This is a genomic window from Paenibacillus agricola (assembly GCF_011440305.1).
In the GTDB taxonomy this organism is placed as follows: Bacteria; Bacillota; Bacilli; order Paenibacillales; family NBRC-103111; genus Paenibacillus_S; species Paenibacillus_S agricola.
Genome location: NZ_JAAOIW010000013.1, coordinates 100,446 through 123,047 on the forward strand (window position 1 = coordinate 100,446; position 22,602 = coordinate 123,047).

The 22,602-nt window shown below is 42.9% G+C and carries 19 protein-coding genes; 14 read left to right on the plus strand and 5 right to left on the minus strand.

Translation table 11 applies throughout. From position 1 onward, the window contains the following. Nucleotides 1-262 precede the first annotated feature (262 nt). The 3 genes from G9U52_RS28240 to G9U52_RS28250 all read right to left on the minus strand — a co-directional run bounded on the left by G9U52_RS28240 (nt 263) and on the right by G9U52_RS28250 (nt 4,099). Complete coding sequence (locus G9U52_RS28240; RefSeq protein WP_243767606.1) at nt 263-1,468, minus strand: enolase C-terminal domain-like protein; 1,206 nt, start codon at nt 1,466-1,468, stop codon at nt 263-265. Further along, the gene (locus G9U52_RS28245; protein WP_166154014.1) at nt 1,449-2,759 is read right to left on the minus strand and encodes an ABC transporter substrate-binding protein; all 1,311 of its coding nucleotides are present in this window, start codon (nt 2,757-2,759) and stop codon (nt 1,449-1,451) included. The genes G9U52_RS28240 and G9U52_RS28245 overlap by 20 nt, the downstream gene beginning before the upstream one ends. 110 nt (nt 2,760-2,869) lie before the next feature. Then, complete coding sequence (locus tag G9U52_RS28250) at nt 2,870-4,099, minus strand: response regulator (protein WP_166154015.1); 1,230 nt, start codon at nt 4,097-4,099, stop codon at nt 2,870-2,872. Nucleotides 4,100-4,275: 176 nt separating this feature from the next. Here G9U52_RS28250 and G9U52_RS28255 point away from each other — a divergent pair, with 176 nt between their 5' ends. Next, the gene (locus G9U52_RS28255; protein ID WP_166154016.1) at nt 4,276-5,145 is read left to right on the plus strand and encodes a carbohydrate ABC transporter permease; all 870 of its coding nucleotides are present in this window, start codon (nt 4,276-4,278) and stop codon (nt 5,143-5,145) included. Between the two features lie 57 nt (nt 5,146-5,202). After that, nucleotides 5,203-6,051, plus strand: a complete 849-nt coding sequence (locus G9U52_RS28260) for a carbohydrate ABC transporter permease (RefSeq protein ID WP_166154017.1) — start codon at nt 5,203-5,205, stop codon at nt 6,049-6,051. Here the strand turns inward: G9U52_RS28260 and G9U52_RS28265 are convergent. Continuing rightward, nucleotides 6,048-7,805 carry a cache domain-containing sensor histidine kinase gene (locus G9U52_RS28265; RefSeq protein ID WP_166154018.1) on the minus strand — a complete coding sequence of 586 codons (1,758 nt, stop codon included), beginning with the start codon at nt 7,803-7,805 and terminating at the stop codon, nt 6,048-6,050. The genes G9U52_RS28260 and G9U52_RS28265 overlap by 4 nt on opposite strands. Nucleotides 7,806-8,041: 236 nt before the next feature. Between G9U52_RS28265 and G9U52_RS28270 the strand changes: the two genes are divergently transcribed. Together G9U52_RS28270 and G9U52_RS28275 are read left to right on the plus strand one after the other, a co-directional pair. Next, nucleotides 8,042-9,619, plus strand: coding sequence for a response regulator (locus G9U52_RS28270; protein ID WP_166154019.1), 1,578 nt, complete (start codon nt 8,042-8,044; stop codon nt 9,617-9,619). 1 nt (nt 9,620) lies between these two features. Beyond that, on the plus strand, nt 9,621-11,402 hold the full coding sequence (locus G9U52_RS28275) for a sensor histidine kinase (protein WP_166154020.1): 1,782 nt from the start codon (nt 9,621-9,623) through the stop codon (nt 11,400-11,402). Between the two features lie 2 nt (nt 11,403-11,404). Here G9U52_RS28275 and G9U52_RS28280 read toward each other — a convergent pair whose 3' ends face one another. Beyond that, nucleotides 11,405-12,181 (minus strand): AraC family transcriptional regulator, encoded by a 777-nt coding sequence (locus G9U52_RS28280; protein ID WP_166154021.1) that lies wholly within the window; start codon nt 12,179-12,181, stop codon nt 11,405-11,407. Between the two features lie 154 nt (nt 12,182-12,335). Here G9U52_RS28280 and G9U52_RS28285 point away from each other — a divergent pair, with 154 nt between their 5' ends. The 10 genes from G9U52_RS28285 to G9U52_RS28330 all read left to right on the plus strand — a co-directional run bounded on the left by G9U52_RS28285 (nt 12,336) and on the right by G9U52_RS28330 (nt 22,578). Next, complete coding sequence (locus tag G9U52_RS28285; protein WP_166154022.1) at nt 12,336-13,145, plus strand: sugar phosphate isomerase/epimerase family protein; 810 nt, start codon at nt 12,336-12,338, stop codon at nt 13,143-13,145. A 2-nt stretch (nt 13,146-13,147) separates the two neighbouring features. Continuing rightward, the gene (locus G9U52_RS28290; RefSeq protein WP_166154023.1) at nt 13,148-14,188 is read left to right on the plus strand and encodes a Gfo/Idh/MocA family protein; all 1,041 of its coding nucleotides are present in this window, start codon (nt 13,148-13,150) and stop codon (nt 14,186-14,188) included. Nucleotides 14,189-14,193: 5 nt separating this feature from the next. Continuing rightward, nucleotides 14,194-15,432: a Tm-1-like ATP-binding domain-containing protein gene (locus tag G9U52_RS28295; RefSeq protein WP_166154024.1), complete on the plus strand. Its 1,239-nt coding sequence runs from the start codon at nt 14,194-14,196 to the stop codon at nt 15,430-15,432. Further along, nucleotides 15,422-16,249, plus strand: coding sequence for a phosphoenolpyruvate hydrolase family protein (locus G9U52_RS28300; protein WP_166154025.1), 828 nt, complete (start codon nt 15,422-15,424; stop codon nt 16,247-16,249). Before G9U52_RS28295 ends, G9U52_RS28300 begins: the two co-directional genes overlap by 11 nt. Nucleotides 16,250-16,272: 23 nt before the next feature. After that, nucleotides 16,273-16,791 carry a cupin domain-containing protein gene (locus tag G9U52_RS28305; protein ID WP_166154026.1) on the plus strand — a complete coding sequence of 173 codons (519 nt, stop codon included), beginning with the start codon at nt 16,273-16,275 and terminating at the stop codon, nt 16,789-16,791. Between the two features lie 168 nt (nt 16,792-16,959). Then, entirely contained in the window at nt 16,960-18,627 is a 1,668-nt protein-coding gene (locus G9U52_RS28310) for a type 2 periplasmic-binding domain-containing protein (RefSeq protein ID WP_166154027.1), read from the plus strand. A 97-nt stretch (nt 18,628-18,724) separates the two neighbouring features. Beyond that, a complete protein-coding gene (locus G9U52_RS28315) occupies nt 18,725-19,621 on the plus strand; it encodes an ABC transporter permease (protein ID WP_207953261.1) in 897 nt (298 codons plus the stop codon). Between the two features lie 14 nt (nt 19,622-19,635). Next, nucleotides 19,636-20,520: a carbohydrate ABC transporter permease gene (locus tag G9U52_RS28320; protein ID WP_243767607.1), complete on the plus strand. Its 885-nt coding sequence runs from the start codon at nt 19,636-19,638 to the stop codon at nt 20,518-20,520. 34 nt (nt 20,521-20,554) lie between these two features. Continuing rightward, nucleotides 20,555-21,601, plus strand: a complete 1,047-nt coding sequence (locus G9U52_RS28325; protein ID WP_311764938.1) for an alcohol dehydrogenase catalytic domain-containing protein — start codon at nt 20,555-20,557, stop codon at nt 21,599-21,601. Further along, nucleotides 21,598-22,578, plus strand: a complete 981-nt coding sequence (locus G9U52_RS28330) for a Gfo/Idh/MocA family protein (protein ID WP_166154029.1) — start codon at nt 21,598-21,600, stop codon at nt 22,576-22,578. Before G9U52_RS28325 ends, G9U52_RS28330 begins: the two co-directional genes overlap by 4 nt. The last annotated feature ends 24 nt before the right edge of the window (nt 22,579-22,602 follow it).

Below are 22,602 nucleotides of genomic sequence, written 5' to 3' on the forward strand. Positions count from 1 at the left end.
AGTTTACGGGGATCTTCACTTTTAAAGATGTGATGGGAGTAGAAGGTCATTGATATTCTTAAACGATTTGGACTGAGATCTCCGGAAGTTCATTGAAGTTCCTGGGAAAAGTAGAAAATCCGGAAAGAAAAAAGGTTTATCAGGAAAGGATTGACACAGCATTGATTATTCGTGAAGCACGTAATGATTGGGGTAATAAAACTGACGCAAAGAACCTCGAGGATCTCCTTGAGGTTCTTTTGCGGATACGAGTTATAGAAGATTAAAGCCGCCAGCCGTTCTCAGTAACCATTCTAGAAAAATAACTGCCATCAAGATCCAAACCGAATCCAGCTTTGGATGGTACATGCAGCATTCCATCTGATATCGAATATCCAGATGCATCGATGCCTTCGACAACAATGGTATCCCATTCTACGAATTGAAATCCATCAAGAGCCAGAGCCAGATGGCCGGATGCATATCCGCCATAACCGCTTCCATAGTTATGGGGTGCAGACTTGATCTTGGACTTGTCGAGGCGGATGCCTAGCTCTAGCCAATTCGTAAATCCGTAGAAGCGGATGTCATATTGAATAATATCGATCAAACCTTTTTCCGCCCAATCGACAATAGGGGGAGCAGCCAAGCCTTCTCCATCGGAGATCAGCACATGCATTTCCCGCTGCTTCATCCATTCTCTCAGATCAGCGTAAAGCTGATCATCCTCGTGGAAGGCTTCTTCGAGCCAGTACAATTTGGTGTCCTCGACTCCGAGCAGAAATTCCTTGGTCAGATTAAGATTATAGCCGTTATTGGCATCAACCATAATGCGAGAGTCGGGGCCAGTGTATTCCCGGATTCCGCGGACTATCGCAATATCTCTGCGCATTCCTTCCACATTCGGCATATACCTGCCGCCACGGCCAATCTTGATTTTAAAATTGCGATGCCCTTTGTCCCAGCCTTCAGCAGCTTCAGATTGCAGCAGCTTCACCGCTTCAGCATCATTGTCCAATAACAAATCATCAAAATATAAGGAAGTGTCATAACAAGGCACAGCAACCGGGCCAGAAATCGCTTGGCGAGAGATCAATTCATAGACTGGTTTCTGCAGGATTTGTCCTGCCCAATCCAGCAGAGCAAATTCAATAGAGCGGAACTGTGGCTGGATAAAGCCGTTTTCTGGATGGAAGATCTCGCTGACCGTTTTACCTATCAGCGGTTCTGCTTCTTCCTTTGTAAGTAGCGACCATCCAAAGCCGCTCACACCGTCAATTGTGACCCGTGCCATTCTTTCGGATACGGTCTTGCCGTGGACGCCGATTCTTGCATTGGAGCCGGCGCTTCTCGGGCGTTCTCCTTGGAGAATAGCCCATTCAATTTTTTCAATGCGAGCGTTGGGTGGAAGCTTTAATAAACTCATAGGAATCACTCCATCACAGTAGGTTTTGTCTTCATGTCCTGCTTTATTTTTTGTAAGCTTCATCAAGCTTGACTGCCAATTCATTGGCTGTATACTTGCCTAACCAATATTCAGCCAGTAGAGGCCATACCTTATCCCGTTGGGTATTATCCATAACTTTTCCCATCCAGAATACGCCAGGAGCTTTCTCCGCCATTAAACTGGATTCCTTGACTAAAGGCGTTACTTTAGTAGGGTCTATATCGACACCTCTCATTGGAATCGGATTACCGGCAATTTCCGTATACATTTTACCAGCTTCTTTACCCGAGAAAAGCTTTAGAAATTTGATTACATAAGGCTTTTTAATGGGATCCTCATAAGCTTTGGAGGAAGCGTATACAAGAGTCGTTAAGTCCTTTACAATTGTTTTTTCCTTATCTACGCCTCCCGGAATTAATGGAAAGTCGACGGAGACGAATTTCTTTTGCACTTCAGGTGTAATCTTCATAATAGCTGATGAATGGTCCAGGGTCATGACAACTTTTCCAGTATTTATATACTTGGCATAAATAACGCTGTCCTCAACTACAGAGGCATCATCTGCCATGTAGCCTGTTGTCAGCTCCCGCACGCGTTCAAGTGCAGTTATGACCTCGGGAGTGTTAAAGGGCTCCAATCCAGCCATCAGCTTATTCACCTTGTCATAACCGAGCATCCGATACATAACATAGTTCATCGGTCGCTCAATCGTCCCGGATTTGGCAGGGATAATACTGACCCCCCATGGAATATAGCCATTTTTCTTCGTTTCTTTAATCACGTTAAGAAGCTCATCCCATGTCTGGGGAACCTTAAGGTTCAATTTATCAAGTATTTCTTTGTTGATCAACAGGGGATTGTAGAAGGTAATCATAGGCATAGCACGTACCACGCCATTGACGGTCGCTGTTTTCCATGCGGAATCGTCAAACAAATCTTTAATGTCCGGATCTTTGCGGAGATCATCCAGATTGGCTATCGCACCAGCCTCAATAAATTTATCCATACCCAGATTAGGATCGGGTCTCCAATAGGTGAAGACATCGGGCGTATTATTGCTGGCTACATCGATCTTGATTTTATTCGCCAGTTCAAACCCTCCGGGGGCACCCTCGACAACAATTTCCACCTCGGGATTTTCTGCTTTGAACTTATCCAGAAGCTTCGTTACCACCTCAGACATACTGTCTTTGCCCACATTACCTGTGGCAAACCTCAAAACTACCTTTTTGTCTTTACTTGCCGTAGGCTGAGCTTTCTCGCTGCCTGCACTACATCCTATTGATGAAGTTACAAGAGCCGCCCCTAGAGCCGCTGCCATCCATCTTTTCATATAGATCCCCTTTCAACTCGGTTTCCATTACACCCTAATAGTAGTACGACAGCATAAAGGCGTATATACATGCTTTTCGTCTGTTCAGGACATTTTTAAAGGTTACTTGCTTAGGGGATAGAGCTATAAAATTTTTTGCGATAGGTAGAAGGAGAGAGGTTCTCCGCTTTATGGAACACTCTGCTGAAATGGCGATAGCTTAGAAAACCGGATCTTTCCGAGACTTCTTCAATCTTGCAGGTAGAAAATCGTAACAGCCGTTTGGCCTCATCCAACCGAACCCGTGTGACATATTCAGTAAAATGTACGCCTGTTTTTTTGTGGAACAGCTCACTGAGATAGGTCGGATGCAAATGGACGTGCACAGCAACCTCCTCCAGGGAAAGCTTGTCGAAGTAATGCTTCTGGATATATTCAATGGCCTTTAGGATATGTCTGTCACCTAAGCTTGAGGTTACCGAGTTGATCGCCTGGTGATAAGCCGTCTTCACCTGCTGCATCCCACTGAGCAGGGAGCTAATGCCGATCGTCACGTCAAGCTTGGAATAATCCTTTATTACCTTCTTGATCTGGCTTGTTAATTGCCCGACAAATTCGAGCGAATAATAATGGGTCGAGTTAAAGAAGAGGATCAAGATGAGACTATCGTCCTTGTCCGACACAATAATAGCTTTACCATAAGGAAGAATCAGCTCGTTAATCACTTGATGGAAGAACAGTCGAAATAACTGCTCGTCCTTGCGGGTTTTCACTTTGCCAATCAAAGACTCAGGGTCAATTTCCATCCGAAACAGAATATAATGATCCCTTTCAAAAAAGTAATCGCTTTCTTCTAAAGCCAGGATTTGTCCGGGCTTTAGCAATTCTCCTTCAATCAGCAGCGATACGGTTTTCTCCAGTACACTCAATTCGGATTCTTGCTTATATTTGATCAGCTGCAGATGCTTATTGTTATCCTCCCCAAGCTGGATCAGCTTGCTCTCCAGCTTCTCAAGCAGCATAACCAATTCATTGCGTCTGATCGGTTTTAACAGGTAGTCGTACACGCCCATCCGCATAGCTCTTTGCACAAACTGGAATTCCCCATGACCGCTGAGGATGATGAACGACGTAGTCAAACCATTACTAAGTGCAAGGCTGATCATATCGAGTCCGCTAATTCCAGTCATTCGTACATCAACAATGGCAGCATCAGGTCTCAGCGATTCCAGCAACTCGATTCCTTCTTCGCCGTTGGATGCACTTCCTATTACTACCCAAGACGGACATAAGCGTCCTATTATACTGGCAAGACCTTGCCTAATCAGTAATTCGTCGTCTATCAGAACGATTCGGAGCATACAGTATCCTCCTTGTATAAGTTGATATTATTATAGCACTGGCGTTGAAAACTGAAAGTGTCTTTGACAAAAATCTTTAGATATGTCCTATGAAGACGTAACAGAAGCGTATCTCTATGAGCCAGCAAGCTTTAGTTTAGATATATATCTATAAAAGAGTTTAAGGGGGAATAAGCATGGGTGAATTGAAGCTGAACAGATCTGTTCTGGTTCTTATGCTGCCTGCGTTATTTATTTATGGTTTGTTCTTTATCGTGCCATTTATTCAAACAGGCTATTACAGCTTTTTACAATGGGACGGTATTACCAAACAAACATTCATAGGCTTGGATAACTATATTGCGCTTTTTAAAGATTCCTTATTTGTTGATGGTATCTGGAAAATTGTGGTCTGGGCCATATTGGCCATCGTGATCAAAGTGGGCATTGCCTTAATCTTGGCCAATGTGCTGCGGCAGCCCTTTAAAGGCTCAAGGTTTTTAAAATCCAGTTATTTTATGCCGGTTATTATTTCGTCCTCTGCGATGTGTCTGATTTTCACCTTGATGTACGACAAGGATATTGGCTTGATCAATGAATTTATTCGGGCAATAGGGCTGAATTCGTTGGCAAGAGGCTGGCTCTCCGAGGAAAAGATTGCTTTTTATTCCGTTATAGCTGTACCTATTTGGCAAAATGTCGGCTTGTTTTTCATTATTTTATTTGCCGGTATTCAAGATATTTCGGAGGATATTTATGATTCAGCCACAATTGATGGCGCCAATGGCTGGCATAAGCTGGTACGAATTACGATTCCTCTCCTCTGGAGCGTTATCCAGGTGTGTATTATTCTAGCGATTACAGGAGCAATGAAAAATTTTGACTACATTTTTATTTTGACCGGTGGTGGTCCAGGCAGAGCGACAGAGGTGCCGGCGACCATTATGTACAAGACGATCTTTACGATGATGAATTATGGATACGGTACCGCGATGGCCATGTTCATTTTCTTCTTTGGTCTGGTAGTTTCATTGGTATTCAAACGTATGACACGGTCGGACGCTTAGGAGATAGGGAGCAGGAGCAGAGAACCGAAAATAGGTAAAAAGAGAGAGGGACGATTCATGGGAGCTTCACTGAATCCACGATTAAAAAATTATTCCGTACTTGTGATCAAGTACTTCATATTAACGACTTATGCACTAACAACCTTCGTCCCGTTATGGTGGACATTCTCTAACTCGTTTCGAAATAACGAACAAATTTTTACACAGATCAGGCTTTTCCCTGAGTCCTTTGACTTTACCAACTATATCAATGTGTTTAAAAGCACTAGCATTCCCCAAGCCTTTTACAATTCCATATCCATTACCCTGGTAAGTCTGGTAGGGCTGTTAGTTGTTCTGGTACCCTGCGCGTATGTGCTGGCCAGATACAGATTTAAAGGAGCGTATTTGCTTTATATGTTTTTTGCCTTATCGATCTTTATTCCGAATATTACCGTGCTGGCAAGCACCTTCAAGCTTTATCAAATGCTCGATCTATATGGTGGTAAGTATGGCATAGCTTATACCTACATTGCCCATCAGCTGCCCTTTTGCGTATTTTTACTGGTCAGTTACATGCGTGCTATCCCTGTTGCATTGGAAGAAGCTGCAATTATTGATGGCTGCAGAACGAGAGATCTACTGCTGCGTATCATCTTGCCACTAAGCCGCAATGGAATCGTCACGATATCGATTTTATCCTTCATCAGTATCTGGAATGATTATATTTATGCGCTGATTCTGCTGCCCAAGGAACAATTAAGGACATTAACGGTCGCGGCTGCCTTTGCTAAGTCCGAGTTTCTGGTCGACTACGGCATGATGTCGGCGGCAGTTATTATAACGATCCTTCCGGTCATTATTATTTATCTGGTGCTTCAGGACAAAATTATTAACGGAATGGCTGCCGGCTCGGTAAAAGGTTAAATCCGTAGTGGCAACGTAAGCTGAACGGTTGTTCCTTCTCCCTCCATGGAGCAAATGCGAATGCCATACTGGATGCCATAGTTCAGCAGGATTCGTTCATGTACATTTTTTAAGCCGATGGACTTATCCTCATAGCCTTCCTGTTTAAATCGGTCATGGATTTGCTCCATCCTCACATTGGAGATGCCCATCCCGTTATCTATAATATAGAAGCGGAGAAAGGAGCCCTCCCGTTTGGCCTGAATAAGAATGGTGCCAACTGCATCTTTGTTCCCTAAACCGTGGTCAATAGCATTCTCAATAATAGGCTGAAGAATCATTTTTAAAGTTTTAAGTGGCAGCACTTCTTCGTCGAATTCAAACTGCCCGGTGAATTTCCCTTCACTGCGAATTTGTTGGATCGACATATAGATTTGTACAAGTCTCATTTCTTCTTCCACCGTGCTGTGGGTTCCACGCCTGAGCGAGAGGCGAAGTAGCTCTCCCAACTCACCAATCATATCACTGATCTCATAGACGCCTTTTAGTTCGGCAACCATATTGATCGATTCCAAAGTGTTATACAGAAAATGCGGATTGATCTGATTGCGCAGTGCTGTTAATTCAGCATCTTTTTTACGAAGATTGGCATCATACACATCATGGATCATCTGGCGCATCTCGGTCACCATGTAGTTAAAGCCGGAGCCAAGCCTGCCGATTTCATCTTCTCTGCTGCTGTTGAAGCGTACTTGAAAGTTTCCCATTTCTACTTTTCTCATCAATCTTTGAAGCTCTTTCAAGGGTGTCGTTAATTGTCGGGCTATGACAAAGAAAATAAGGATGGAGGCCAGCACGGATACAAGAGCCAATGAGGTTGTGGAATATAAAATAAGCTTTTGATTTTTGACCAAATCTTCAACAGGGATTACATAGAGCGCTTTTACACCCGTTCTGTCGGAAGCAACCAGATGTGTTGTGAATTCCGTTTTATCTAATTTCATATATTGAGTAGCCTTCGCGTAATTATTATTCTTCAGCATTTCAACCAAGGCCTGCTCCATACCGGTTTCTGTAAACTCTCCATATAAAGGGCGATTCTTCTGATCGAAGATGTACACCTTTCCTTGGTACAGAGGACTCATCTTGTCCACAACTTCTTTGACCATACTCAGATTCGCATGAATGACAAATACCCCAATTGGTTTGTAGGAGTCCAAATCATTGATCAATCTGGATACCGTTATAATCCGCTCCTCACCTTTATCGAAGTTGGAGGACTGGCCTCCGACCAGAATGGGTCTTCCTGCCTCTGCCAGGCTTTCCTTATACCAATCCGCTTGTTTGTAATTATAAGTGGAATCAATATAGTTGTTCCGCAAAAATGACAGCACATCAATGGATCCATCGAAAAAAATGACGCCATTAATATCGTTACGGTTGCTGAAAACCGTATTGTCGGAAAATTTTAAAGCAGCTTGGCTCATTTGAAGTGCTGCTTCTTTGTTGGTTGAAGGTGATTTCCAATAGCCGGTTAACTGGTTATCATAATACGGAAATACTGACAGCTGCATCAGATTAATTAAATAGGAATCGACGTTTAGAGCCAGTTGTTGTAGTGTTTCTAATGCAAAGCGATTCACGTTATCTTCCATAGTATCCCGGTGTGACTTATAACCGACATAGCTGATTACTAAGGTAGGTACAACGATCAATACCAAATATACCAGAATCAGCTTGTACAATAGACTTAGTTTATTCCAAGATTTCATCATAGGCGAACATCCAATCTTTAGCGATTAGTGAAATGCACAAAATGAATGCTATTGTTTGGAAAATAGAAGGTGCGAACTAGCCAAAATGGTTGTGGAATGAGGTTGCGTTTTACATAAACTTTTCTTGATTATTCAATATTAATACAATACAATCTATATTGTGTAAATACAATAGTATTAGGTTCCATCGATGTAAAGAAAATTTGGCAGGAACATTCGCGAAAGGAGGGACGAATATGAACCTACTCATCGTAGATGATGAAAAACAAATCCGTGAAGGTATAAAAAAATATATAACGAAGAAAAATTTTAAATTTAAACAGATCTCAACAGCTAAAGATGCAACTGAAGCACTGCAGATCAGCACTCATTTTAGACCCGACCTACTGATAACGGACATTGCTATGCCTAAGATTGATGGAATTGAGCTTGCAACCCGAATGAAGGTCTTGTTTCCAGATGTCAAAATTGTAATGATCACTGGGTTTCAGGAAATCGATTTTATGAAAAGAGCATTTAAATTGAGCGTTATTGATTATTTGCTAAAGCCTATCGATCTGAATGAATTGAATCCTGTATTGGAGCGAATTGTTTCAATTTATGAAACGGAGACAGCAGAAAAAGCGGAGATATCTTCATTGAAAGGGAAGTGGAGGGATAATATTGCTGTTTTAAGGGAGGCATATATGGTATCGCTTCTCTCTGGAAAGATCCAAAATACGGAGTGCGTGATCAGCAAAATGAAGCAGCTCCTTATCGGTCTGGATCTCACACGATCTATGGTGGTTGTTAACATACGTTTTGATTGTGTTATAAGCTTGAGGGAGCCTACGTTAAGTCAAGTTATGGAGATCATAGAGGGAACCTTTCGTAGGATCGGCACATGTGCAGTTTTCCAAATGTCCGAAACTGAGATTATAGGGGTTATCAGTCCACATTGCATGTTTGCTGATAACGACAGAAGTCTGGACAATGTTTGTTACACCCTTTTAGATATTCTAAAGAATCGTTATAGTGTCGGTATCACGATTGGGATAGGAAGTTTAGCGGATGATTGTCTTGCTTTAGCCGATTCCTATTCAGCCTCACTTGAAGCTGTCAATCAACGGTTTATTCTGGGGAATGGGCATGTTATTATATATCCGGTCTCATATATGAAGGTTCCGCTTATTTTTATACCTCAACAAGCACTCGTTGAGAAGCTTATTCTCTACATCCAGGCGGCTGACTGCCAAAAGGTCAAGGATGTCATTCATTTAATCTTGAAACCGCTTTCTAACTGTAATTTTGTGAGTTCCAATGAGATTCAGATGATTCGACTTGAGTTGGTTTCTTTGGTTAAACAAATTTTCAGAAAAATAAACACGGCAATGCCTGAACAGCATCATCTAGGCGAGCTCCTAGAGCTGCAAACGCTCAATGAAATTGAACAAAGATTAGTCATATTGTTACTCACTCTATGTGAATATTTTCAGCAGCAAGGGAAAAAGAAGTCTGCTCATATCATAAGCAAGGTTATGGAGATGACCGAAACTCGTTATAATGAGCCGTTGAACGTGCAATATGTAGCAGAGTGTATGCAGATCAGCCCTAATTATTTCAGTACTTTGTTCAAACAGGAAACAGGAAATAACTACATGGATTATCTCACAACAATGCGGCTGGAAAAATCGTTGGCAATGATCTTGAATACTACCTACAGGATCAGTGAAATAGCCTGCATGGTCGGTTACCAGGATGCAAATTATTTTGCAAAGATATTTAAAAAGCATTTCGGCATAAGTCCTTCCCAGTATAGAGAGGGAGATCATTGAGATGAAATTCAATCACCGCAGCTTCACTCAAACTCCTAAAGGAATCATAAAGATCCGAGATAAAATTATACTATTATGCGTAACTTTTTTTGTCGCATTCACGATTATTTTCTACTTCATGTCTTACCAAAAATCTATCGATATTCTTGATGAACAGGTTGATGTTAATGCATCGAGTGCTTTAGAGCAACTTAATCTGCATATTACTTATATTTTTAACGAGATGGACAAATTATCCAATATTATTTCCAACCAACATGCTGTGAATGAATTGCTTTATTCTAGTTTGCATGAACCTAATAAAGTGAAACAAATTGAAAATTATTTTGCCCTGAAACCAGTTCTGAGCGACATTATTACCAGCTATAACAACTATTACGTCAGTATTTACCTTCCAGAAAACGTATTGTTTTCCCAGGAACAAATCATGATTAATGCGATTGAGGCTATCGATACTATGGAATTGTATGAGACCATAACCAAAGAAAACGGCAAGGCTGTATGGAGAGCCAATCTGCGCTTAAGCAAACGCTTTGATCAGTATGTAACAAGTCAATATAAATTGCTTAAGCATTACTATACGGATAATGTGATAGGCATCATTGAAATATATACGCCCAACCGATTCATTGAGGACATCATGAGTAATGTCGGCAATGCATCGGGCAGTATCACCTATCTCATCGACAAGGAAGGGTCTGTTATTACTGCAAGCGCTAGTAATGGTAGGGATGCAAAGCCGGATGCCGAATTATTCGGGAAAGTCATGAGCGGTAGTGCAAAAGGATCTTTTAAGGCAGGAGAAGGAAATCAAAGTAAGCAAGTCGTTTATAGAAAGCTAGAAATCAATGGTTGGATTCTTATCACTACGATTCCAGAGGACTTATTATATACAAGCAGCAAAAAAGTGAGAAATTTCAGTATCATGACAATTACTGCCGTTTTATTCATCGTTATTTTACTCATTTATTTGATCCTTAAGAACTCTACAAAACGTATTGACCGCTTGATTCGAGTTATGTCTTATATTGAAAATGATGGTTTGACAACGGTAGTGCCTAATAAGGTTAACGATGAATTGGGTGAGCTAGAAAAACGATTCAATGAGATGAGGTCGAGAATAAATAATCTGATTGCGGAAATATATCGAGCCGAGAATACGAAGAAGGAAGCGCAATTCATAGCTTTGCAAGCACAGATAAACCCACACTTTTTATACAACACCCTGGATACGATCAACTGGATGGCGATCAACCAGGATGCTTATGATGTATCTTCAATCATTACGGCATTGAGCAAATTTTTCAGGTTAACGCTGAATGCGGGTAACGAGATTATTTCAGTAAGAGAGGAAATTGAAATCGTCAAACAATATCTCTACATCCAGAAAATCAGATATGATGATGAGCTCGAGGTTCAGTATTTCATAGATGAGAATGTTCTGAATTATAACGCCGTAAAACTTAGCTTGCAGCCGCTTATAGAAAATGCGCTTAAGCACGGCATCCAGCATTCAGATCGCCCGGGGAAGATTGAACTCAGAGCAAGATTGAGGGATGACGGTTTTATTGAAATGCGCGTTTTGGATAATGGATCAGGCTTGAAGAAAGAAGCACAGGCATTAGCAGACGTATCGTTAGATAAATCGGGGTACGGACTAAAAAATGTTTTGGAACGGTTGATCTTGCATTTTGGCACTGAGTGCGTGATAGAGATAAAAGACGGCATCGAAATAGGTGTTGAAGTAATCATTATCTGGCCTGCGAAGATATCCATGAAATGAAATTATCGTATGGAATATAACTTGATGTATCGGAGGGGGGTGAGTCCCATTTGCTTTTTAAACAGCTTTGTAAATGAGCTTTGGTCATAAAAGCCGCAACTCAAGGCGGTTTCCGCCACCCCCATACCTTCTCTTAATTTATCGCATGCTTTAAAAATGCGCGTTTTAATAATGAATTGTTGTGGAGTCATACTAAACATATCTTTAAATATCCGTTCAAAGCTCCGTACCGACACATTGAGATTATTCGCTAGGTCTTTAATAGAAATATTGCCACTATATTGCTCTGATATATGATCAATGATTTGTTGGAAATGTGGTCGGAGTGAGCTCCTTAGTTTGCCGAAACGATAGCTTTTGATTGTCCCCATAACCCCCACAACTTCACCATTGACTGAAACGATTGGAAACTTATTTGTGGAGCACCACTCAGGCACACCGACTGCATTCAATGCCAATTCAATAATATTTAACAATGGCTTCCGATTATGCATGACTTCCAAATCATCCTTTCGATACTTCTCCGCAATACCCAAGGAAACGAAGTCGTAGTCGGTTTTGCCGATGATGTCGGTTTCCTCAAGAAGATTATAGCGTTTAAGAAGCGTCGGATTGGAGGCGAACAACTTACCGTTGCGGTCCTTGGCGAAGAAACTGATATCGTCTAAGTGATCAAACAGAATATGAAATTGATGATCCGGATGAATTGCAGCAATCCCCTTTTTCTTTATAGCTAACTTGAGGTTGCGTTGTTCCGGATTAAGTTGATCTTGTCGCATTTCTACCAAAACCTCGCTTAAAAGTCCTATTTTATCCAGCTCTAGTCAGATACAATTTATTATAGATCAGCAGGTTCACATGAGACAAGGAGGAGTTCATAACCAGTCATGTAAATGGGAAGGATTTAACATAATCAAAACGGAGGTTGGTACGATGAGCTTCACCCCGGCACAAGTAGGCGTACAGCTATACACATTGCGTGATCGGTTTACAACCCGTGAGGAAATTGTGCAAACGCTCTCAAAGGTTCGCGATATCGGCTATCAATCTGTCCAATTTTACCGAATCCCCATTGATATTAGCGAGATGAGAGACATTCTACAAAAACTTGGCTTATCCGTCTGCGGTGTCGACGTGCCGGTAGCTAGGCTAGAGCAAGAATTCGACCAAGTACTGAAGGAAATGGAGCTTCTGGACTGTCGCTATATTACGTATTCTTATGGCGGGGATTGGAGCAAAGGCTATCTTAACGGACTGGAAGATTACATTAAGGCGATATCCAGCATCGGAGAGAGGCTGAAGTCCACACCGTTCAGGTTCGCTTACCATAATCATAGCTTTGAATTTGTGGGCTATAAGGGTCGGGCGGCACTGGAATATTTCTATGAGCAGACTGAATATGCAGGTATTCTGGCAGAGCTCGATACGTATTGGGTGCAGCATGGTGGTGGTGACCCTGCGGACTGGATATCACGGTACAAAGGCCGCGTCCCGATTATTCACCTTAAGGACTTGGCTATTGAACAGGTAGAGGGCAAAGTTACCCAGGTGTTTGCTGAAGTCGGGCAAGGGAATATGAACTGGGATTCGATATTACAAGCAGCAACGGATGCAGAAGTGGAGTGGCTGGTCGTTGAACAGGACTTTTGCGCAAAGGATCCGTTTGATAGTGTTAAAGAAAGTTATGATTTTATTATCACTGCCCTGTCTCGCTTGGGGCAGAACGCCAAGGGGGAAAGTTAACCATGATTAATATCGGGTTTTTGGGACTTGGAAGGGTATTGGACTATCATCTGCCGGCCATCCGTGAGAAAACTGATCAATTTAGAATTGCTTGTGTATTTGATCTAAGTGAACGGAGAAGAACAGAGGTTGCACAGGAGTTAAACACGATAGCCAGCACAAGTTATGAAGACATGTTGGCAAACCCGGTTATTGATATCATTGTCGTAGCCACTCCACCCCGTTATCACGCGGATCATGCTATTCAAGCATTGCAAAGCGGGAAGCATGTGATCGTTGAGAAACCGATGGCACTTCATGCGAAGGATGCCCAACGTATGGTGGAGGCTGCAGAAGCAAATGGTAAATTGTTGGTCGTCAATCACAACCATAGGTTTAGTGGACACCAGCAATATCATTATATCAAAGAAGCCTTGGACTCCAATGTGATTGGTAAACCTTATCAATATAACGTGCAATTGATGTCCAACTGGGGCGGTTACGCAGGGTCTCCGGATTATATTCCAAACTGGGAATGCAAAAAGGAACAAGGTGGAGGTACATTATTTTCCTGGGGTCCCCATCTGGTTGACATGGTGCTGCACGCGCATGCTTCTGCACCGCGCACGGTTTACGCGAAGTTAAACAGTGAGGGATGGGAATTCGATGGTGATAGTAATTCAGTCTTAATGATTACATTCGAAGACGGAGCAACGGCTCACATCGAGATATCTTACGTTTCGCCACACCCTTTTAATTTGTTCTATGTTCGTGGAGAGCATGGATCGATCAAATACGAGCGGACAACAGGAACCGTTAGTATAAAAAAAGGCGTCATAAAAAAAGAATACGTTGAAGAGACGGTAACACCTGATCCACTCCCCTCGAGCATTGTTTACAGTAATTTATATGATGCGATCACTAAGGGCGATAAGCTCTTGATCCACCCGAGGGATATCTACTTGGTCATCGCGATTTTGGAAGCTGCGGTACGGTCGTCTGAGAATAACATCGTTGTGAATGTGAGCGATGTGTTGAATACGGTTGGATCGGGAGCTATCTGATTGCTATGTCAACCATATTGATGATCGGCACATTTGATACGAAGGAAGAGGAGTTTATATTCCTTCGCGATCGAATAATTACACGGGGTTATCAGGTGTTAGCTGTGAATGTTGGGGTGATGGCAGAAGCGCAACATCTCAAGGTTGGGATAGATGCATCCGAAATCGCGCTAGCGGCAGGGGCTGACCTCCACGAATTACGCTATGCTGAAAATCGTGATCTCGCTATGGATGTGATGTGTAGAGGCGCGGCAATTGTCGTACAACGGTTATATCAAGCCGGGAGTTTTCAAGGCATCATCGGTATGGGTGGAGGAGGTGGTACCTCTATCGTGACATCCGCTATGCGGGTATTACCATATGGTGTTCCCAAAGTATGTGTATCCACAATGGCATCTGGAAACGTTTCTGGCTACGTTGGCATCAAAGACATTGTGATGATCCCTTCCCTAGTGGACATTGCTGGCATCAATGATTTCTCCCGGATGGTTATTGCCCAAGCGGCAGGAGCGATTTGCGGGATGGTCGATACTGAGCTTCCGCTATCATCGAAGGGGGATGTACCGGTCATTGCAGCCACGATGTTTGGCAATACGACAACATGTGTTCAAGCGTGTGCTCAACGTTTAAGGGAGGAGGGCTTCCAAGTTCTCATATTTCACGCTACAGGTACAGGCGGAAAATTGATGGAAGCGCTTATTGATGAAGGGTACGTGGATGCAGTACTGGACTTAACTACAACTGAAATTGCGGATGAAGTCTGTGGTGGTATCATGAGTGCTGGCCCTATCCGGTTGACAACAGCGGCGCGGAAGGGCATTCCGCAGGTTGTGGCACCAGGATGCCTCGATATGGCCAACTTTGGACCTCGCGAGAGTGTACCAACCTCCTACATCGGGGCAGACCGAACCTTTTATTCGTGGAATCCCGATAACACATTGATGCGAACGAATATCGATGATAATCGGATTATTGGTGAACGGATTGCCCTTCGATTGAATGCGGCTAAAGGTTCGGTTAAAGTTCTTTTGCCGCTCCGGGGGTTATCCATTCTTGGCGAGGAAGGCCAGCCCTTCTGTGACCGAGAAGCGGACGGTATGTTGTTCGCAGCACTGAAGGATAAAATTAAGTCCGACATAGAAATCATAGAAATGGATACGGCTATTAACGATCTTGCTTTTGCTGATAAGGCGGTACAGATGTTGTTAGATCTAATCAGAAGGAGAGTGCAAGATGATTCCTAGAAATGAGATTTTAGAACGACTTCACCTTCGTATTCAAGAAGGGCGCCCCATTATCGGAACTGGTGCTGGTACTGGGATCACTGCGAAATTTGAAGAGGAAGGCGGCAGCGACCTAATCATTATCTATAATTCTGGCAGATTTCGTATGGCTGGCCGCGGATCCATGAGCGGGCTTATGCCGTATGGCGACGCCAATGCTATTGTCATGGAGATGGCCGGCGAAATTCTGCCCGTTGTTAAGCGAACCCCTGTGCTCGCGGGTGTTTGTGGAACGGATCCATTCCGTTCCATGCCGCGTTTTCTCAAGCAGGTGAAGGAAGCTGGGTTCTCCGGTGTTCAGAACTTTCCGACCGTAGGTCTATACGATGGGAAGTTCAGAGCGAATCTGGAGGAGACGGGAATCCGTTATGACCAGGAGGTTGAATTGATTCGCCTTGCCCGTAAGATGGATCTGCTGACGACTCCGTACTGCTTTACACATGATGAAGCACGTAAGATGGCTGAAGCAGGTGCTGATATTGTCGTTGCGCATGTGGGAACAACAACGAGCGGATCGGTTGGCGCGCAGACAACGATGTCACTTGAAGAGGCTGCAGCTATCGTACAGGACATTTGTGATGGGGCACGTACGGTCAATCCTGACATCATCGTCATTTGCCATGGTGGGCCCATTGCTGAGCCAGAGGATGCCGCTTATATTCTGAACCACACCACAGGTGTGCAAGGCTTTTATGGTGCCTCCAGTGCAGAGCGGCTTCCAGTAGAACGTGCCATCACGGAACATATCCGGAAATTTACATCCATAACACTTGATTAAATGAAGGGGGAGCAATCCTGGCTATGGTTATTTCCTCGGAAGTAGCGCGGATGCAAGCTTTGGCCTTATTAAATAAGGCCCATATTTCGCTGAGTGAGGCAGATATAGCAAGTCTCAAGGTTATTGATTTCGGTTTAAAAGATATTGCCCATTATGGTGTTCAATTTGTAGAATACATGAACAATGAACGTTATTGTGCAAGACAATTGGTTCTCCTTCCGCGTCAAACCATTCCTGAACACAAGCATCCTCCTGTTGGGGATGACCCAGGGAAGGTTGAAACGTTCCGGGTCGTATGGGGGAAAGTATGGGCTTATATCGAGGGTGATTCGAAAACTAATATGGCAGCTAAGCTCATGGATTCTTCCATTTATTTTACCGCATTTCATGAAATTGAACTAAATGTCAGTGAGCAATGTACGATTGGCGACAATCAGTTTCATTGGTTCCAAGCTGGTGATGAGGGTGCTGTGGTTATCGAATTTTCCAGTCCAGCGCGAGATCGGTTTGATATATTTAAAGATCCACGAGTTCAAAAATAATGAAAAATTAGAAATAAGAGGTAACTATGACGAGATATGCGTTCTGGTTTTAATTTGAACATAATCGGAGAATTGTTCTAGTAAGAGGAGTTTATTCATATTGCCGGAGGTAAAGGATTGCCACTATAATCATGAATGAGTTCAAAATATATAAGGGAGGTTGAAAAAATGAAAGCGTTTAAAAAGAGCCTTGTTGTCTCGATTGGGTTATGTATGATGTTGACGCTGGTTCTGGCTGGATGCACCACTGAAAATCAGGACGCAGAGAGCTCGAAGAACACAAACATTCAAGAAAAGACAAAAGACGCCACCAAAGAAGTAGCAAATGACGGCCCGCTCGAACCTTTCGCTAAGCCAGTAACTATTAGTGTCATGCGTGAAGACAATCCTAGTATATGGTTTCCCGCTGGAGAAACCATTAAAGCCAACATCCTGACTAAATTTTATGAAGAAAAATTGAACATCAAATGGGATGTAAAATGGTTGGTTGAACGTGGAAGAAGTGCAGAACGTCTGGATCTTGCGATTGCCAGCAATGATATTCCAGATATGTTCGAGGCGAACTCGGCTCAGGTATATAAATTAATGAAGGCCGGTCAAATTCAACCACTGGGCGAGGTTTATAAGAAGTATGCTTCCAACAACATAAAAGAGTCCTTTGGTTTTAATAACGGACTTTTCTTCAAACCGGTAACATTTGGAGGCGAGGTTTATGGTCTGCCGGCAACTCAAGACTATGCTGGAGGGATCCAACTCATTTGGGTCAGACAGGATTGGCTGGATAAGCTCGGATTAAAGGCGCCAAAGACCATTGATGAACTGCATAAGGTCGCCAAAGCATTTGTAGATAATAAAATGGGAGGAGAAAACACAATTGGTATTGGCATGCAGAATGACCTTGGACTGGTTCTTGATGCGTTTGCCCATGCTTATAACGTGTACCCTGATACATGGTTGCCGAATAAAAATGGCGAACTTGTATACGGCGATACGGAACCGGGAATGAAGAATGTTCTCCAAACGATGCAGAAGTTCTATAAAGATAAACTATTCGATCCAGAGTTTGCCGTAAAGAACGGTGATAAAGTGACGGAGGATGTAGCCGCCGGAAGAATCGGATTGATTTTCTATCCATTCTGGGGATCGCTGGGGCCACCGATGAAAAATAAACAAAATCAACCTGGAGCTGAGTGGGCCGCTTATCCCATTATGACGAACCCGGAAGGCCAGTACAAGATCAAGAATAAATCGTCCACCAGTAAGTGGTTAGTTGTCAAAAAGGGCTTTGAACATCCAGAAGCGGCGGTTAAACAATACAATCTATGGTACGAACTATGGCAGGGTCAATATTCCTCTTTTTATCACGGAAACAACCAACAAGCTTATAACAAAGCTCAGGAGGATTTCAAATACTACCCGCCATTCTGGTTTGACCCGCCGATGAAAAACCAAATTCTAGATGAGAATTTACGGGAAGTTATCGCAAGCGGCGACACCTCCAAGCTAAAGAGTGAAGAAGCAAAGAAGAAGTATCCGTTGATGATGGACCCCAATTCTATCTACGGTTGGACGGAGAAGCTGGTTGCCACTCAATCCTATAAGATCATCCAGGAACAACTTGAAAAAAATCTGGTATACAGTGCTTTCCAAGGACCGACAACGCCCGGCATAGCTGCCAAAAAACCGCTTGCAGATAAAGCGCGCCTAGAAGGTCTGGTCAAATTCATCATGGGAGAACCGCTGGACAATTTTGATGTATTCGTAGATAAATGGAACAAATCGGGCGGCAAGGAATTATCTACTGAAGTCAATGCTTGGTATAAAGAAAATAAATAAATGAATTGATGAATCAGGAGGCAAAATAGGGAGGTATTACCTATATTGCCTCTACACTCTGAACAAAGTGAAGGTGCTCAATATGTTGAAAACAATAATGAGCCGTACAAAATTAAGACATACATGGCCACTTCATATTTTGTTGCTGCCGGGGGTCATTATGTTAATGATATTTTCCTATGGCCCGATGGTAGGGTTTGTTATTGCATTTCAAGAATATTACCCAACCCGGGGTTTTTTTGGTTCCGAATGGATTGGCTTTGATCATTTTGTGTATTTGGCCGATTTACCTGATATCAGGGAGGTCGTTTATAATACATTGTTCATATCCTTTGTTAAAATCGTCACCACATTAACGGTATCCGTTGTCGTATCGCTGTTGTTGAATGAACTGCGTTTGAAATATCTGAAGCGATATACAGAGACTGTTCTTTTGTTCCCCCATTTTGTCTCATGGATTATAATGAGCAGTGTGCTTATCGATGTGTTCGGAAGGCAAGGATTCGTAAACAATATAATTAATACCTTGGGGCTGGACCGCATTTTTTTTCTTGGAGATCCCAACTGGTTTCTGGTTCTGCTGTTCACAAGTAATATGTGGAAAGAATGCGGTTATTTGATCGTCATTATTCTTGCCGCATTGACCAGTATTGACGCCCAGTTGTACGAATCTGCGATGATTGACGGGGCTAACCGTTGGAAGCAAACGATTCACGTTACGGTTCCAGGCATTACCCCCATTGTCATCCTGCTGACTACATTAAGTCTGGGTAATATACTCAATGGAGGCTTCGATCAGATTTTCACAATGTATAATCCTCTCGTTTATTCGGTGAGCGACATTATTGATACCTACGTATATAGGCTCGGTATATTGAGTGCGCAATATAGTCTCGCGACAGCAGCCGGACTCTTTAAATCGGTGATCGGGTTTCTGCTCATTTGGCTTTCTTACCGGTTGGCTGAGAAGTATGCCAATTATCGAATATTTTAAAGGGGGATGCTGGTTTGAGACTTTATCAAAGAGCGCTGCTTTACCGGATATTTAACATGTTTAACATTGTCGTTTTAGTTAGCTTAGGCGTATTATGCGTAATCCCGTTTATTCATATGGTTGCCATCTCATTCAGTGATAAGGGACCTGCGGGGGCAAATCTGGTTGGACTTTGGCCGATCGGCTTTAATCTGGAAGCTTATAAACATGCATTGTCCGATGATCGAATTATTAAAGCATTAGGGATGTCCTTCCTCCGGGTAGCGGTCGGTGTGACGATCAATATGGTGCTTACCCTTATTACCGCCTACCCTTTATCGAAGGAGCCCAATAAGTTCCCTGGAAGAACATGGTATGTATGGCTTTGTGTCGTAACTATGTTGTTTCATGGCGGTCTGATCCCGACTTATATCCTAGTCAATGATCTGGGCTTGGTCAATTCTGTGTGGGCCTTAGTTCTCCCAGGAGCTCTTCCTGTATTTAATGTCATCATCCTGTTAAACTTTTTTCGCCAAATTCCGAAGGAAATCGAAGAATCTGCTTTTATGGACGGCGCGTCTTATTTCACGTCATTAGTTAAAATATATATTCCTTTATCGGTGCCTGCCCTGGCTACGTTAGTGCTGCTCAGTTCAATTGGTCACTGGAACGCGTGGTTTGATGGTTTGATTTACATGACAGATGCGTCCCTGTATCCCATCCAAACGTATATGCAAGTACTTCAAACGCAGCTGCAATCGGTTGAGTCGTTGGCAGATGCACAAAGAATGATAAGAGTGTCGCAAAAATCATTAATGATGGCTTATAACGTTATTACTTTAATTCCGATATTATGCCTGTATCCATTCCTGCAGAAATATGTAAAGGATGGACTCGTAATGGGTTCCGTAAAAGGATGAGTTTAAGTAAATAAGCTTACAAGAAATTTAAGGAGTGAGTATAGTGGTCAGTGCAGAGAAGCAAGTGCAAACAATGAGAGTCCCACTGTTTGTAGGAAACGGGGAAATCAAATATGGTGAGAAAGAAATACCTGTACCCGGTAAGGGACAGTTACTGCTTCAGGTGAAGGGGAATGCATTATGCGGTTCCGAACGCGGGCAGTTCTATAAGGGGACAAGAACTACACCAGGTCATGAGGCGGCAGGAATCGTTGCGGAAGTTGGAAAGGAGACTCGCACATTGGTCGGAGCACATGGTGTTGTTTTTCTGATGGGTTATTGCGGCGAATGCCGCAGTTGTAAATTGGGCTTCACGAATCAATGTTTGCACAAACATGCAGATTATGGATTTAATCATGACGGTGGCTATGGCCCTTACATGGTAGTTAACGAGAACGTGTTCTTCGAAATCGATAAGTCGATTCCTCTGATAGAGGCCACGATGCTACTGGACATCATGGGAACGGGGGGACACGCTATCAAAAGAGCTCAGCTCGTTCGCACAGATATCCAATCGGTTATCATCGCTGGTGCAGGGCCGATTGGACTCGGTGTATTAGCTATGGTCAAACTGCTACTGGGGAAAGAAACAGTAGTGTTTATCATGGATTTCGTCCAATATCGCCTTGATTTGGCTGAAAAGATGGGCGGGATTGCTGTAAATCTTGACATCGGTACTTTGGAGGAGGCGATTAGTACCGCAGGGTTAGCTGGTGCCGATGTTGCCATTGATACGACTGGCAAAACAGCAGGCCGCCAAACAGCGATGCAAGCTCTGAACAAAAGAGGCGTTCTTGTCTGTGTCGGACATGGTGAAGAACTTAACTTAAAGGTTTCGAGCGATCTGATTATGACTGAACGAGCAGTGCTCGGAAGTGAATATTTTCAATATAGCGAACTGGAAGAAAATCGCAAATTGATCATGGAAAACATTCCTTATCTCAGTCAGATCATTACACATCGGTACAAGGTAGAGCAAATTCAAGAAGCTTTCGAGATTTTCTTCCAAGGTGATACAGGTAAGGTGGTCATTGAACAATGAGCGGAAAACGAGTAAAAGTGGCTTTGATAGGTGCGGGTGGCTGGGGAAAGCAGCATGCTCGTATTTTCCATAATCACCAAGACGTCGACTTTTGCGCAATTGTAGGCCGTAATTTGGAAAAAACGATGTCACGCGCGCAATCTTTTGGTACAAAGGCATATACAAGCATCGAGCAAATGCTAATAAAAGAACAGCCTGATTTGGTTAGCTTATGCTTGCCCAATCAAAGTCATTTTGAAGCTACATTACAGGTTATTCAAGCTGGTGTTCCCTTATTTGTCGAAAAACCGCTTGTGTTCGATTTGAATGAAGCCGACATTTTATTAAATGAGGCAGCAAAAAGAAATTTGTTTTTTGCTATTAATTTTAATCATCGCTATGCTGTACCCGTACAAATGGCGAATCAAGCCATTAAGGAAAACAAATTGGGTGAGTTGGTTTCCGCTTCTTGGCATTTTGGTGGTGAAGGAAAAAGTGATCATCCTCACGCTAACTTAATTGAAACGCAATGCCATGGCTTTGATATGTTGGAGCATCTTTGTGGACCCATTGAGTCAGTCATGGCGCAAATGACCAATAAAACTGGAAAAGGCTATTCTACTCTAGTGCTTGCTTTACAATTTGTTAATGGAGCTATAGGAAGCTTAGTAGGTTCTTACGACTCTTCTTATGCTTATCCAGAGGCACATAAAGTGGAAGTGAACGGGACACATGGTCATGTTGTAATAGACGATACGGTGCGAAGATTTACCTATCAGGAGAGAGGTAATGAGACTGCGGAAGTCTGGCAAGCAGGTTATTTTAATGATAAAAGCCGAGAATTTCATCGTACATTTGATTTTCATATAGATCATGTGCTGGAAGCATTAAAAAATGGCCAAGAGCCCCCTATTCATGCCAACGCAGGTTATCGTGCGCTTAAATTAGCATATTCTTCAATCGAGTCTTTTCGAACAGGGAATAGAATTATGTGCTAAGTTCCTGAATGAATATGAACGAAG

Coding starts and splice junctions, on each gene's coding strand:
- G9U52_RS28245 (WP_166154014.1), bottom strand. CDS start 2,759: ATGAAAAGATGGATGGCAGCGGCTCTAGGGGCGGCTCTTGTAACTTCA.
- G9U52_RS28315 (WP_207953261.1), top strand. CDS start 18,725: ATGAGCCGTACAAAATTAAGACATACATGGCCACTTCATATTTTGTTG.
- G9U52_RS28250 (WP_166154015.1), bottom strand. CDS start 4,099: ATGCTCCGAATCGTTCTGATAGACGACGAATTACTGATTAGGCAAGGT.
- G9U52_RS28295 (WP_166154024.1), top strand. CDS start 14,194: ATGTCAACCATATTGATGATCGGCACATTTGATACGAAGGAAGAGGAG.
- G9U52_RS28280 (WP_166154021.1), bottom strand. CDS start 12,181: ATGCGACAAGATCAACTTAATCCGGAACAACGCAACCTCAAGTTAGCT.
- G9U52_RS28240 (WP_243767606.1), bottom strand. CDS start 1,468: ATGAAGCTTACAAAAAATAAAGCAGGACATGAAGACAAAACCTACTGT.
- G9U52_RS28305 (WP_166154026.1), top strand. CDS start 16,273: ATGGTTATTTCCTCGGAAGTAGCGCGGATGCAAGCTTTGGCCTTATTA.
- G9U52_RS28260 (WP_166154017.1), top strand. CDS start 5,203: ATGGGAGCTTCACTGAATCCACGATTAAAAAATTATTCCGTACTTGTG.
- G9U52_RS28275 (WP_166154020.1), top strand. CDS start 9,621: ATGAAATTCAATCACCGCAGCTTCACTCAAACTCCTAAAGGAATCATA.
- G9U52_RS28255 (WP_166154016.1), top strand. CDS start 4,276: ATGGGTGAATTGAAGCTGAACAGATCTGTTCTGGTTCTTATGCTGCCT.
- G9U52_RS28300 (WP_166154025.1), top strand. CDS start 15,422: ATGATTCCTAGAAATGAGATTTTAGAACGACTTCACCTTCGTATTCAA.
- G9U52_RS28310 (WP_166154027.1), top strand. CDS start 16,960: ATGAAAGCGTTTAAAAAGAGCCTTGTTGTCTCGATTGGGTTATGTATG.
- G9U52_RS28265 (WP_166154018.1), bottom strand. CDS start 7,805: ATGATGAAATCTTGGAATAAACTAAGTCTATTGTACAAGCTGATTCTG.
- G9U52_RS28285 (WP_166154022.1), top strand. CDS start 12,336: ATGAGCTTCACCCCGGCACAAGTAGGCGTACAGCTATACACATTGCGT.
- G9U52_RS28290 (WP_166154023.1), top strand. CDS start 13,148: ATGATTAATATCGGGTTTTTGGGACTTGGAAGGGTATTGGACTATCAT.
- G9U52_RS28270 (WP_166154019.1), top strand. CDS start 8,042: ATGAACCTACTCATCGTAGATGATGAAAAACAAATCCGTGAAGGTATA.
- G9U52_RS28330 (WP_166154029.1), top strand. CDS start 21,598: ATGAGCGGAAAACGAGTAAAAGTGGCTTTGATAGGTGCGGGTGGCTGG.